General features: G+C 59.3%; 11 protein-coding genes. 6 read left to right on the top strand and 5 right to left on the bottom strand.

The genetic code is table 11. The features are described 5' to 3' along the window. Window position 1 precedes the first annotated feature (1 nt). The 4 genes from RLCC275e_RS31985 (at window position 2) to RLCC275e_RS32000 (ending at window position 6282) form a co-directional block, all read left to right on the top strand. Window positions 2–1225, top strand: a complete 1224-nt coding sequence (locus RLCC275e_RS31985; RefSeq protein ID WP_033184213.1) for a dihydrolipoamide acetyltransferase family protein — start codon at window positions 2–4, stop codon at window positions 1223–1225. Between the two features lie 5 nt (window positions 1226–1230). Continuing rightward, window positions 1231–2628, top strand: coding sequence for a dihydrolipoyl dehydrogenase (gene lpdA / locus RLCC275e_RS31990; RefSeq protein ID WP_033184212.1), 1398 nt, complete (start codon window positions 1231–1233; stop codon window positions 2626–2628). Between the two features lie 336 nt (window positions 2629–2964). Then, window positions 2965–3846 carry an alpha/beta hydrolase gene (locus tag RLCC275e_RS31995; protein ID WP_033184211.1) on the top strand — a complete coding sequence of 294 codons (882 nt, stop codon included), beginning with the start codon at window positions 2965–2967 and terminating at the stop codon, window positions 3844–3846. Window positions 3847–4137: 291 nt separating this feature from the next. Continuing rightward, window positions 4138–6282: a TonB-dependent siderophore receptor gene (locus RLCC275e_RS32000; RefSeq protein WP_033184210.1), complete on the top strand. Its 2145-nt coding sequence runs from the start codon at window positions 4138–4140 to the stop codon at window positions 6280–6282. A gap of 253 nt (window positions 6283–6535) precedes the next feature. Here RLCC275e_RS32000 and fhuB read toward each other — a convergent pair whose 3' ends face one another. The 5 genes from fhuB to RLCC275e_RS32025 form a co-directional block, all read right to left on the bottom strand. Beyond that, window positions 6536–8503 (bottom strand): Fe(3+)-hydroxamate ABC transporter permease FhuB, encoded by a 1968-nt coding sequence (gene fhuB / locus RLCC275e_RS32005; protein WP_033184209.1) that lies wholly within the window; start codon window positions 8501–8503, stop codon window positions 6536–6538. Next, on the bottom strand, window positions 8503–9381 hold the full coding sequence (locus tag RLCC275e_RS32010; protein ID WP_033184208.1) for an iron-siderophore ABC transporter substrate-binding protein: 879 nt from the start codon (window positions 9379–9381) through the stop codon (window positions 8503–8505). Before RLCC275e_RS32010 ends, fhuB begins: the two co-directional genes overlap by 1 nt. Before the next feature lie 13 nt (window positions 9382–9394). After that, window positions 9395–10189 carry an ABC transporter ATP-binding protein gene (locus RLCC275e_RS32015; RefSeq protein ID WP_033184207.1) on the bottom strand — a complete coding sequence of 265 codons (795 nt, stop codon included), beginning with the start codon at window positions 10187–10189 and terminating at the stop codon, window positions 9395–9397. Between the two features lie 560 nt (window positions 10190–10749). After that, a complete protein-coding gene (locus tag RLCC275e_RS32020; protein ID WP_033184206.1) occupies window positions 10750–11652 on the bottom strand; it encodes an MBL fold metallo-hydrolase in 903 nt (300 codons plus the stop codon). Window positions 11653–11754: 102 nt separating this feature from the next. Further along, window positions 11755–12387, bottom strand: coding sequence for a DsbA family protein (locus RLCC275e_RS32025; protein ID WP_033184205.1), 633 nt, complete (start codon window positions 12385–12387; stop codon window positions 11755–11757). Window positions 12388–12501: 114 nt separating this feature from the next. Between RLCC275e_RS32025 and RLCC275e_RS32030 the strand changes: the two genes are divergently transcribed. After that, on the top strand, window positions 12502–13395 hold the full coding sequence (locus RLCC275e_RS32030; protein WP_033184204.1) for a LysR family transcriptional regulator: 894 nt from the start codon (window positions 12502–12504) through the stop codon (window positions 13393–13395). Window positions 13396–13565: 170 nt separating this feature from the next. After that, window positions 13566–13832 carry an acylphosphatase gene (locus RLCC275e_RS32035; protein WP_033184203.1) on the top strand — a complete coding sequence of 89 codons (267 nt, stop codon included), beginning with the start codon at window positions 13566–13568 and terminating at the stop codon, window positions 13830–13832. Window positions 13833–13869 lie beyond the last annotated feature (37 nt).

Here is a 13869-nt window from a genome sequence, read left to right on the forward strand (position 1 = left end):
CGTGGGCGAATTCATCATCAAGATGCCTGATGTCGGGGAGGGGGTCGCTGAGGCCGAGATTGTGGAGTGGCACGTGAAGACGGGAGATCCCGTCCGCGAGGACATGGTGATCGCCGCCGTCATGACCGACAAGGCCACTGTGGAGATTCCGTCTCCTGTGAATGGCACAGTCACCTGGCTTGCCGGCGAGGTCGGAGACCGTATCGCGGTCAAGGCTCCACTGGTGCGGATCGAGACGGCGGGAGATGGCGGCGAGGCGCAGCCCGTAGGGATTTCGCAGACGCCGATTGCCGAAACGCCCAAGGCGGAGATTGCAAAACCTGCTCCGGCAGCGCCAACTCCGGCGCCGGCGGAAAAGCCGCTTGCCGCTCCCTCCGTGCGGCTCTTCGCCAGGGAAAGCGGCGTCGATCTCAGGCAGGTGCAGGGGACAGGGCCGGCCGGGCGTATCCTGCGCGAGGATATCGAACAATTCCTAACCCCTGGAACCGCTCCCGCGGCGGTCAAGAACGGTTTTGCCAAGAAGACGGCGACCGAGGAGATCAAGCTGACCGGCCTGCGCCGCCGCATCGCCGAGAAGATGGTGCTTTCCGCCTCGCGCATCCCCCACATCACCTATGTGGAGGAAGTGGATATGTCCGCGCTTGAGGAGTTGCGCGCCACAATGAACGGCGATCGCAAGCCTGATCATCCGAAGCTGACGGTTCTGCCCTTCCTGATGCGGGCGTTGGTCAAGGCCATTTCCGAACAACCCGACGTCAACGCCACTTTCGACGACGATGCCGGCATCATCACGCGCTATAGTGCCGTGCATATCGCCATCGCCACGCAGACGCCGGCCGGTCTGACCGTGCCGGTGGTGCGGCATGCGGAAGCCCGTGGCATCTGGGATTGCGCCGCCGAGATGAACCGGCTGGCGGAAGCGGCGCGATCGGGTACTGCGACACGCGATGAGCTTTCCGGCTCCACCATCACCATCAGTTCGCTGGGTGCGCTTGGCGGCATCGTCTCGACACCCATCATCAATCGTCCCGAAGTGGCGATCATCGGCGTCAACAAGATCGCCACGCGACCGGTCTGGGACGGCGCGCAGTTCGTGCCGCGCAAGATGATGAACCTCTCCTCCAGCTTCGATCATCGCATCATCGACGGCTGGGATGCGGCAAACTTCGTGCAGCGCATCCGCACGCTGCTCGAAACGCCGGCGCTCATTTTTATCGAAGGCTGAGATCCATGAAAGAGATCGTCTGCAAGCTCCTCGTCATCGGCGCCGGTCCGGGCGGTTATGTCTGCGCCATTCGCGCCGGGCAGCTCGGCATCGATACCGTCATCGTCGAAGCCGGCAAGCCGGGCGGCACCTGCCTGACGGTCGGCTGCATTCCCTCCAAGGCGTTGATCCATGCGGCCGAGGAATTCGACGCGACGCAAAAGATGCTTGCCGGCAAGAACCCGATGGGCATCCGCGTCGAAGGCGCCTCGATCGATCTCGGCAGGACGATTGCCTGGAAGGACGGGATCGTCGGCCGGTTGACGACCGGTGTTTCGGCGCTGCTGCAGAGGGCGCGCGTCAAGATCGTCCACGGCCGCGCCCACTTCCGCGACGGCAAGACGGTGGAGGTGGAGACGGAAGTTGGCCAGCAGATCATCCGCGCCGAGACGGTGGTGATCGCCACCGGTTCGGATCCGGTGGAGCTTGCGAACCTGCCTTTCGGCGGCCGCGTCATGTCCTCGACAGAGGCGCTGTCGCTGACGGTGCTGCCGAAAAGGCTCGTCGTGGTCGGTGGCGGTTATATCGGGCTGGAGCTCGGGACCGCCTTTTCCAAAATGGGGTCTGATGTGACGATCGTCGAGGCGACGCCACAGGTGCTGCCGCAATATGATACCGAGCTGGTGCGGCCCGTCATGCGCAAGTTGACCGAAGGCGGTATCCGGGTGTTGACAGATGCGAAGGCGATTGGCCTTGCCGACAATGGAGAGGCATTGATCGTCGAAACGGCTGATGGCCGGCAGCAGACCCTGCCGGCGGACCGCATCCTCGTCACTGTCGGCCGACGCCCAAGAACCGCAGGATCCGGTCTCGAAGAGCTCGATCTTGATCGTGCCGGCCCATATCTCAGGATCGATGACCGTTGCCGCACGTCGATGCGCGGCATCTACGCGATCGGCGACGTGACCGGCGAGCCGATGCTTGCCCATCGGGCCATGGCGCAAGGGGAGATGGTGGCTGAAATCATCGCCGGGAAGAAGCGGGCCTGGGACAAGAGATGCATTCCCGCCATCTGCTTCACCGATCCGGAGATCGTCAGCGCCGGCCTCTCGCCGGCGGAGGCGAAGGCGCAAGGCTATGAAATTCGCACCGGCCAGTTTCCGTTTAACGCCAACGGACGGGCAATGACGATGCTGTCCGAAGAAGGATTCGTGCGCGTCGTGGCCCGCGCCGATACCAATCTCCTGCTCGGCCTGCAGGCTGTAGGGGCGGGGGTCTCCGAACTCTCGGCGGCTTTTGCGTTGGCCATCGAGATGGGTGCACGCCTGGAAGACATCGCCGGCACCATCCACGCGCATCCGACCCGCAGCGAAGCGGTCATGGAGGCGGCGCTGAAAGCTTTGGGAAGCGCGCTGCATATCTGAGGTAGACCCGGTCCGGATACTGACTATCCTGGAAGGTGTCGCGTTTGAGCGGAGCGGTAGCTCTGCAATCCCAACGGCTATCTTCTACCAAACCCCTGACGTGTGCTTCACGCTGCTGCTCGGGGTTGCAAATTTGGGAAAATTGCTAAACAGACGTCGGCTGAGCGGTGTTCGGGGATGATTGAATTGAGGCCCTGTGAATTCATCTGTGGCATCGAAATGCGGGTCTTCAAATCATGTCCGGGCGAGGTTAGATCCTCTGTAAACGTTCACTGGTGAACAGCACCGATGTCAATTTCGCTTATCCTATCCTCCCAACCATCAGAAAACTTTCTCATGACCAATCCTATCAGCGTCTATTCGATGCCCGGAACGTGTTTTTTCGATCTGGCTCCTGCTGCGGGCGGCGAGCCCTATCGCATATTCCTTTCCATTCCGGCGGAGAAACCGCCGACGAAAGGATGGCCGCTTCTCGTCATGACCGACGGTAACGCCACTTTCCCCTTCTCTGTCGCCAGCTTGGTCACGCAGGCACCTTATCCCACGGGAACGAATGTCGGTTGGGGGGTGATCGCGGCGATCGGCTACCCTTCCGACGAGCCCTATGATCCGCTCCGCCGGTCTTGGGACCTGGGACCTCCGCCGGTCAAATCCTATCCGCCGTTCGTTGAGGGCGGTCCGCCGGTTGTCATCGGAGGGACCGGCAAGCTGCTGGATTTCATCGAGAACGAGCTTATACCGCGGATTGCAGAGATGGTGATCCTGGATCCGATGCGCCGATCGCTTTTCGGACATTCCTTCGGCGGCCTCTTTACTCTCTATGCACTGTTCGAGCGCCCAGGTCTGTTTGCCAATTGGATTGCGGCCAGCCCAACCATCTATTGGGAGAACAGTGAAATCCTCAAGAATGAAGCGCAACGGCAAGACGCGCCGGGGAATGCACCCTTCCTGCATTTGTCCGCCGGAGAATACGAAGGCGATGAACTGGCACCCTTCCAGTACCGGAACGAGGATGCCACTGCACGCCTGGAGAAGAGGAAGACGGAGCGGACCGTCCTCCTGGCGCGGGAGATGGCGGAGCGATTAAACGGCACTGCCGACGGATTGCGTACCGAATTCGAGCTTTATGCCGGTGAGACCCACATGTCCGTTCTTGCGGCGGCGGTGAATCGTGCGGTTGGCATCGCATTCGCCGTCCAGAGTTTGACCGACATGTGACGCTCTCTGCAGGGGCCTCATCGGTGCGTAGATCCGGCGGTTAGACGATCGTCCTTGAGACGAAACATCCTCGTGCGTGCACTCGTCAAGGCCGACCCCACAGGGGCGTTTCAGGATTACATCGTCTCTCCGTGGCGCCCCTAAACCTCATGGTCCCGACCAGGAGCAAATATGGTCACGAAAGGGTGATTATTAAGTTGACTCCAATTCTCCTGTTTTAGTAAACGGACTCGCTGCAGTGGCCGGAGGGGCGGCCGTCACACTGCTCGATATGCTCTGATAGGGGATAATATGACAGTAGGACTACAGGGAAAGCTGCGCGTGTTCACAAGCCGATTGATTGCGAGCAGCGCTTTGATGACAGTGTCGTTCGGATCGGTAGGCATTGGCTGGGCACAAGACAATGCGGCGGAAGAGGCGACGCAATTGGCCCCGATCGTCATAACCGGCAAGTCGGATCGTGTGGTTGGCCCTGATCGCACCATCGTTGCCAAGGATACTGCCACAGGCACCAAAACAGATACTCCGGTCGTCGATGTACCGGCGTCCGTCTCGGTGGTGACGCAAAAAGAGTTGGAAGAGCGTCACGTGGACAATCTTCAGCAGGCGGTCGCTTATACCGCCGGCGTCTTTTCAGATGAGTTCGGTAACGACGATCGCTACGACTATATAAGAATTCGCGGCTTTGATCAGACGTTGCTCGGCACCTACCGGGATGGACTGGCGGCGCGTATTCCCGCCTGGTTCACCGCCAGCCGCCTCGAACCCTATGGTCTTCAGCGCGTCGAGGTCCTGAAAGGATCGACGTCGACCCTCTTTGGCCTCAACGGCCCGGGAGGACTCGTCAACGCGATCACCAAGCGTCCCTTGGATGAGAAGCATGGTGAAGTTTACACGTCTTATGGGGATGGCACCAAGGAAGTGGGTGCGGATTTCGGCGGCCCGATCGATGCCGATGGCGTATGGACCTACCGGCTTACCGGACTTGCCAAGGACGGTGACCAAGGCTTGGATTATTCGAACGACGACCGCACCTACATTGCACCGGCACTGACGATCAAGCCGGAAGAGGGCACCTCGCTCACCATTCTGACCGATTATTATAAACGCGATGGAACGGGCGCGCGGGGCATTCCGACCGGCGCAAATATCGATATCGACACTTTCCTCGGCGAACCGGACTTCAATCGCTTCAATACGGAGCAGGTCGACATCGGATATCAGTTCGAGCACGAGATCAACGACAACCTGACTTTCCGCTCGAATGCCCGCTATACGCATCTCGAGCTCGACTATGCTGAAGTTTATGGCGCATCGGTGGATCCGACCGCCGATCGAACGGCGTTCTCGGTTGACGGCATGTCCAACCGCTATGCCTTCGACAACCAACTGCAGTACGATACCGGATGGGACGGGATCGACAGCAAGACGCTGGTCGGCGTCGATTACACCAGTGACAATACGCGCGAAAACATCCTGTTCGGAACGGCCGGACCGATCGATATTGATAATCCGGTCTATTGCGGTCTTTCCTGCATTAACCTTGGCCCTTACGTGAACTGGCGCGTCAAGCAGCAGGCGCTGGGGATCTATGCTCAGGAGCAATTGACGTTCGACGATCGATGGATCGTTACCCTGGGCGGACGATGGGACCAGGTTCACACGACTGCGGATTACCTCGATAGCGGGACAAGCGACGACGACACGGCGTCAGCTTTCACCAAGCGGGCCGGATTGACGTATAAATTTACGCCGAACCTCGCAGCCTATGCGAACTATTCGGAAAGCTTCCAGCCGCTCGTGGCGCAGACCGCAAACGGCTACGCTGTCACGGGCTCGTTGAAACCACAGCAGGGTGAACAATACGAGGTTGGCCTCAAATATCAGCCGGATGGGTTTGATGGCCTCTTCACCTTGGCGCTGTTTGATCTTACCCAAACCAATGTGCCGAGCTATGTCAGCCCTCTGGTGCAGGAGCAGATCGGCAAGGTGGGAGTGCGCGGCATCGAATTCGAAGGAAAAGCCGCAATCAACGACAGGCTCAATCTGACGCTTGCTTATTCCTATTGGGATGCTGAAATCCGCGAAGACGGGACAGGCGGCAATGTCGGTAACCGGCCTTCCCGCGTGCCGCGACATCTGGCATCGGCCTGGCTCGATTACACGATTCCAGGAGAAGGATGGCGCGGTGACCTGACGATCGGGGGAGGTGTCCGCTATATCGGTCAAACCTACGGTGACGATGCAAATACGGTGTCGCTTTCCAGCTATACGCTGGTTGATGCCGCAGTCAGCTACAAGGTAACCGAGGACGTGACGCTGGCCGTCAATGCGACGAATCTCTTTGACCATAAGTATCTCGCCACCAGCTATTACGGAACCGAGTTCTACGGCGATCGGCGCAAGGTCGTCGGCACGCTGAAGTATTCCTGGTGAAGGTGGCGGACGCCGCCTTTGTTCGATCAAGGCGGCGTCCGCATTCTGAGCGTCGAATGAAGCAGTTATCCGCGGAGAAGCCGAACTATCGCGCCGGTATCCCTGCCGTTGTCGGGGTCGCGGATGACCGTTTGTATGCGGATCTTCGCTGACGGAGCAAAACGCTCCTATTGATGGCGGACTTTCTTGCCGTGATGACAGCCACGGCCCTGCGGTGCCTGCCTCATGGCCGTCTCCTCCCTCTGGGCAACCTTCAGCTGGCACTGCGCTTCCGCATCATCAGCATCAAGAACGGCGCTCCGACGAGTGCGGAAACAAGACCGGCCGGGATCTGGTAGGGCGATACGATCGTGCGGCCGACGAAATCAGCGGCAACCATAAGCCCCCCTCCGATCAGAGCGGCGCCGACCATTTGCGGCAGCGCGCGCGCCAATCCCGCCTCCCGCGCAAGGTGAGGTCCCATGAGGCCGATGAACGACAACGGGCCAACTGTGAGCGTCGCGGCAGCCGTCAACAATCCTGCGAGGCCAAAGAGCGCAAATCGCGATTTTGCCAAGGGTATACCTACCGCCGCCGAAGGCGACGGCCCAAGAGGAAGGATGTCAAGCCAGCGGCGAGTGGCGAGAGAGACGGCAATCAGCACGGCGCCGAGCGCCACTTCCATTGCGGCGGTCGATCCATCGATCAGATAGGTGGACCCGCTCATCCACCGCATCAGCAGAACTGCTCTCGGGTCTCCCGTCGAGCTCAACACGCCGACGACGGCATCGACCATCGCGCTTAAGGCAATGCCCGCAAGCAGGACTCGTTCAGGCGCGAACGCCGATCGCCGGGAGCTGACGAAGATGACAAAAAGAACGCTGATCGCACCGGCCACGGCAAATGCAAATTGCCCGGAAAACCCTGGAGCGACGGCAAAAAGTGCAATTGCAACACCAAACGTCGCGCCGGCACTGATTCCCAGAACTTCGGGACTGGCCATTTCGTTTCCGGTCAGCCGCTGAAGGATCGAGCCCGCGACCGCAAGCATGGCGCCCGATGTCAGGGCGGCGAGGATTTTAGGTATTCTGATAGCAAGGACATCAACCGAAAATTCGCCTGATGTAAAAGCCCAGTCGCCATTGACGTCACGTCCGAGAAAAGCGCTGACCATCAACAGGACGAACAGGCCGACGGCAGCGATGATGACCGGTGCGGTTCCATCCCATCGACGTGGCCGTCTGAACGCTGGCGATTGCAGTCTATGACAGATCTTCAGCCGCGGCAGGAGCGCGAGAAGCAGCGGCGAACCGAAGATGGCTGTCACCGCCCCCGTCGGCAAGAAATCACCAAGTCCGCCGGCGACGAGTTGCAGGATGGAGTCGGCGAAGAACAGCAGTCCGGCGCCGATCAGCGGAGACCAGAGGATGAGCTGCGCGGGACGCCGTGCTCCGGACAATCGCGCAATCGTCGGCGCGACCAGTCCAATGAAACCGATGACCCCAACGGCGCTGGTGACAAATGCAGCAAGTGCTACGGCAAGGGCGACGACAACGAAACGCAGGCGGAGCAATCTGACGCCGAGTGCCGTGGAACTGCTCTCGCCAAGATCGAGCAGCGAAAGCGGTCTCATCACGAAAGTGCAGCCGATGGCGATGACAGCCAACTTCCAAAGAAGCGACAAGGGAATGACCCAGCTTTGCTGTGCCAGCGAGCCGGCGCCCCAGATGAACAGGCTCGAGAGGTAGCGCTGGTTCAAATAGGTCAGGATGGCAGCGAGGCCGCCGCACCAAAGACTGAGAACCAGCCCCGACAAAACAAGCGAATAGGGCGAAAAACCGCGGCGCGCGCCCAGGCTGACGACAATCGCAGCAGCGGTCGCACTGCCGATCAGAGCGACAAGATCGCGGCCGGCGCCAAGCAGGTCGGGGAGAAACAGCGATGTTACCACCAGCGCCAGGTTTGCTCCGGCCGACACGCCAAGGGTGGTGGGATCGGCGAGTGGATTTCGCAATACTTGCTGAAGCAGCGCTCCGGACAGGGCAAGTGCGCCTCCGGCAATCAGCGCCGTCGCAAGACGGGGAAGCGTCGAATAGGTGAACACCATTCGCGTGACATCGTAATCCGGTCGAGCCATTTCTGACAGGGCAGGAGCGGCCAGAAACCACGATGCCACGCCTCCACCGCACATCAGGAGGAGGAAGACAATTGCTGGCCCGATATTGTCGCGGTGGGATACCATCAAGCTTCCTTTTCCAGAAGATCTGTCAAAAGGCCCGCGAAGCGCATGGCCTCGTTCACCATCCCGAACATCAGGGCTGGCGGCAGAATCGACAGATGGCCTGGACGCGCAAACGAAAGCCTGTTCCACAGCGGGCTCTGAGCGAGTTTTGGAAGAACGTCCGGAGGAATCGGGTCAAAGGCGATCAGACGCGCGTCCGGATCGGTGACCTTGGAGAGATCTTCAATCCCGATCGTTTCAAAGCCCCAATAATTCGACTCTCTGGTCCAGGCGTTCCGGACACCGATGCGCTCGAGCACATTGTGGAACAGTCCGGGACTCGAGTAGATGCGGGCATGGCGGGCATCCATGAAATTCACCAGGGCGACCGGCGGCAGGTTCTTGCCCTCCAGGCGACTGCGGCATTGCGCAAAGAAGACGTCGGCTCGCGCTAGGAACTGCTCCGCTTCATTCTCACGGCCAAGCTCAACGGCCAATTTACGCGTCGCCGCGATGGCAGCGGTAAGAATAGGTCCAATGCCCGGCGTAAAGATTTCCAGCCGAACGACTTTCGCCACCGACTGAAGCTTGGGTAACAGCTCATCCAGGTAAGGTGTGGTCAAGATAATGTCGGGCTTCAGCGTGACGAGAATTTCAAAATTGACCTCGAACGAACTGCCGATATCGACGACGGATTTTGGCATCGGCGGCTCGACAACCCATCTGTCCCAATCGGCGAGGTCTGAAATCCCGACCGGAGGCAATCCGAGGGATAAAAGAGTGGACGCAAGGCCGTAGTCGAGACTGACGATCCTTGGGCCTATCGACTGTGCAAACAGCGGAGTTGGAATGACCGAGGCTGCCGCGAAATGCAAAAAGGAGCGCCGCGAAACCTCCATTGAACGCAGAGCCTCAGCAAACATAGGCGAGCGGATAGGGCAGGTTGGGCGCGGCGATCACATCCATGTCGATCCCATAGATCTCTTGCAGCGTGTTCGGCGCGAGGATCGCGCTCGGTGTTCCGCTGGCAACCACGCGGCCGCGTTTCAATGCATGGATGCGATCGCAGAAGCGAGCGGCCATGTTGATGTCATGGAGAACGATGACCACACTCCTTCCGCCCTCATGCGCCAAGCGTCGCACAAGTGAGAGCACCTCGACCTGATGCGCAACGTCGAGTGCCGCAGTCGGTTCGTCGAGCAACAGGCAGCGAGCATCCTGAGCGATCAGCATCGCAATCCAGGCGCGTTGCCGCTCACCGCCCGATAGTGTTCCCATGATACGGTCGGCGAACGTCTCGATATGCGTGGCTCGAAGGGCTTCCTCGACTTTCTCTTCATCGTTTTTGGTGAAGCGGCCGAGCGCTCCGTGCCACGGATAACGACCGCATCCGACAAGCTCGCGGACCGTCATTTCCGATCCGGTCGTGACATCCTGGGGCAGATATGCGACCGAACGCGCAAAGGCGCGTTCGCTATACATCCTCAGATCCTGGTTCCCGTAAGAGATCGATCCAGTGCTCGGCACAAGCTGGCGAGCCAACATTTTGAGAAGACTGGATTTGCCGGAGCCGTTGTGGCCGACCAGCGCGACAACTTCTCCGGCCGGAAATTTAAGACTGACGTCGCAGAGAATTTCGTTCCGCTCGATCAAAAGACCTATATTTTCGGCGACAAAAGTTTCAGCCGTTCGAGGCGGATCTTGCATCGGGATTATAGCCACGTGACATCCTTTAACCGGGTGATAGGTCGGTACTAAAGATGAAAGCAGCAATCAACTATTTTCGTTAGCCCTCCGCCTAGGTCCTCGTCATCTCGTGCGGCGGCCCCGGCTTTCGGCCTGCAACGCCGGCTTCAGTACCGCCTCACGGTAAGCGACTGAGGGAGGAGGAGGAAAGCAAATCCTCTCCAGCGTGTATAGTTCTGAACAAATTTTGGAGATTATCATTATTTAGCCGTCGCTTGCCGGGTCTATCGCAGTTCAGGTGTGAAAATCTATGCAATCTAAGATTGCGCAAAGTGGCATAAGCTGAATTATGGAACTAGCTTGTCTTTAACGCCGAACTTGACGGAAAATCGTCAAGTCACCAGTTGCTTCACACAAGCACCGAGATGCTGGGGGCGACACGCAGGTGCTCGGCTTCCTTTTCCATAGGCTTCTTGGCAGGCGGGCCGCCATTGCTTAAGCACTGCGTAACCACCCTTCGTGGCCTTCCTAGAAGCGAAGGGCCCTCCCAGGCCCTTCGGATCAGTTTGAAGATCGGCCGTTCAGCCCCACTTCATTTCTCCCTTGGCAACTTTGGAGCCTATGTCGAGCGCAACGCCCATGCCAAGACCGGGGAAGCGGGCTTCCATGGCGGCCTTCAGCGCGGTGGAGTCGGCTGCCTTGGCGAGTTCTTCCTCGAAAGCGAGCAGATAACTCTTTGTGTGCTCGACGGCAGACAGATCGGTTGCCGCCTCCGGCATCATGTGACCGGGAACGACGATCGTCGACTTGCGGGCGCTAATCTTGTCGAGGGTGGCCACCCAAGCGGCACGCTGCTCCGGAGCCTGGGTGTCGGCCGTCCACACATGAACGCCCGAGAAGATCATGACGCCTCCGAAAACAGCATTCAGCGAGGGCACGAACAGGTACCGGCGATTGCTTAACCCTGCCTCGGCCGCGACAATCTCGACGCTCTCACCATCAACTGTGAGGCTTGAAGCGTCGAAGGCTTCCGGCATGACGATGTCTGCAAGGGTCTGCGGGCCGTTCTCCTTGAGCTGCGGCCCCCAAACGGCAAGTTTTTTCTCGACGTTGCTCTTGATCGTTGCAATCGTGTCGGAGGCGGCCAGTACTTTTGTGCCGGGAAAGGCTTCGAGGACCGGCTTGAGGCTGAAGTAATAGTCCGGATCGGACTGGCTGACATAAATCGCGGTCAGCGTTTTGCCCGTGGCCTTGATGGCTTCAGCCAGCGCACGGCCGTCGGGATAGCTGAACCCGCCGTCGATCAGCAACGCTTCGCTGGGGCCGGTCAGCAGCACCGGCGCGCGGAAAAAGCCATTCTGACCGGCGGGGAAGTGCTTCCAGGCCAGCTTTGACCCGGCCGCGTTGCTGAGACCGGCAGGCGCAAAAACGGCAACGGCGCCTGCTGCGAGGGTGGTTTTCATGATTTCTCTCCTTGAATACATGGTTGTCTCCGATGATCGCCAGTTTCGATTTTCTGCTGCCGTGAGTGCTGCCTCCGACAGGCTTTGCGGTAGTTCATGGAACGGTCTGCTGAAAATGAACGATCACGCCGCCTGAAGCTCGGCAGCAAGCCGGTCAAAGCCGCCGAACAAGGCATCGCTGCGCAGCACGCGGCGCTTATCGCCCTCGCCAATGAAAAGCGCGGGGACACCATCCACCCGGAATGCATCCATGAGTTGGCGGGACTTCCCGATCCTGTTGCTGTAGGCGTCGAGCAGAGCCTCGTCCGGAGCCCGGACACGAGCGGCGGCATCGGAAAACCCGGCCTGATCCAGAACATCGGCCACGACAGCGATCTCCGAGGTGTTTCGGCCGTCAACGTAGCGAGCGCTTTGAAGTGCCGTCAGAGCATCGCGTTCCCTGTCGAGTTGTATCATACCGACGGCAATGATCCCGAGCGTCGCAGGGGCCGAGTCGAACATGCCGTCTGCGCCTCCGAGAACCTGATCGCGATAGAGCTGGCTGAAGACCTGTCCCGTGAGGCGGTTGATCCGCTGGTCATTATGCCAGGCATAGGCTGCGAAACGTTCATCCAGCGAACGGGCGCCTTCGCCCGCGAAGAGCCCGCTCGGCGCAAGCTCGACGGTGAGATTGTCGAGCATGGCCAGTTTGTCGAGCGCGGGCGCCGCACCGTAACACCAGCCGCAAAGCGGATCGTAGAGATAGGTAAGATGCATATCGGACCATCCTTGAAGCGATGGACAACAGATAGTGCACTTCTATTGAGTGATAAATATCGTTAAATGTGACAGAATGTATGTTAAAAACTTACAATCAAATGGAAGAAGGCTATGGAGGCAGTCAACCTCAATCGGCTGGCCTATTTTGCAGCCGTCGTCGATACCGGCTCGTTCACGAAAGCTGCCGAGCGCCTCGCGATCACAAAGACGGTCGTCAGCCAGCAGGTTGCGCGGCTGGAAGCTGAGTTGAAAACCAGCTTGCTGCTTCGGACAACACGACGCGTCGAGCCGACTGAGGCCGGCAAGCTTCTCTACGCGAGCTGCGTCATGATCTTCCGCGAAGCCGGGGACGCTGTCGATGAAATCACCCGCGCAAATGCCGAGCCGACCGGCATGCTGCGCATTGCTGCGCCCAATGATTATGGTGCGAGCACGATCGCTCCGATTGCTGCGGCCTTTATCCGGAAGTACCCCGCTTGCAGGGTCGAGCTTCTGCTCGCCGATACGAAGATGGATCTGCTCGCCAATCAGATCGACCTGTCGATCCGCGTTGGATGGCTCGATGACTCCAGTCACCAAGCGAGACGGATCGGTTCGTTCCGGCAGTTTCTTGTGGCGTCCCCCAGCTTCTTCGCCACGCTCAGTTTGAACAGTCCAGAGGATGCGGCGGGCCAGCCGTTTATCGCCAACCTGGCCCTCAAGGAGCCGGTGGTCTGGAGGTTTATCCAAGGCGATTTCGACCGGCGAACCGTGCGGATGCAACAGAGCCTCATGAGTAATTCGACGCCTGCGGTTCTCGCGGCCACGCTTGCGGGGGCAGGCATATCCGTCCTGCCGGACTTTCTGGCTGGAGAGCATATAGAGGCTGGCCGACTGATAAGATTGTTGCCGGACTGGAGCCTGCCGGCCGGAGGAATTTATGTCGTCTATCCGGCAGCTCGGTTCCGCACACCCAAAGTCACGGCTTTTGTCGCAATGCTTACGGGCGGTCGCTCGCCCGACTAGGCTGCGCCATCACGGAGCCTGATATGCTCCGAAACAGCCTTACGGTGCCGGGGAATTGGTATGCCGCCGCAGGGCTTTGCAAAAGAAACTCCGACGCCATATTCTCGCCTTGACGGCGCCCCTTCCCGAAGTTCATTCAAGCGCTATGGTGTAGGAAAACAAGGGCGAGCATGGGACAAGATACAAGCTACCTTCTAGAACGGATGACGATTGTCGGTGATCTGGAGGTTGCCTCCTTCGTTCCCTGGATCCGGCGCCATGCTGCCAAGCTTGGGCTCTCGCACACCATATCTCACACGAGTTCCATGCGGATCGAACTTGAGGTTGCCGGGCCAGAGGAGTTGATCGACATGATGGAGATGGGATGCTCTCTCGGGCCCATCGACGTGTGGGTCGAGAGGATAGATCGAACGGCGATCAGCGGCGAAAGGACCTAGTCCGGGCTCTCGCGTATTTCACCGTGCATATTATTTA

Source organism: Rhizobium brockwellii, from assembly GCF_000769405.2.
Classification (GTDB): domain Bacteria; phylum Pseudomonadota; class Alphaproteobacteria; order Rhizobiales; family Rhizobiaceae; genus Rhizobium; species Rhizobium brockwellii.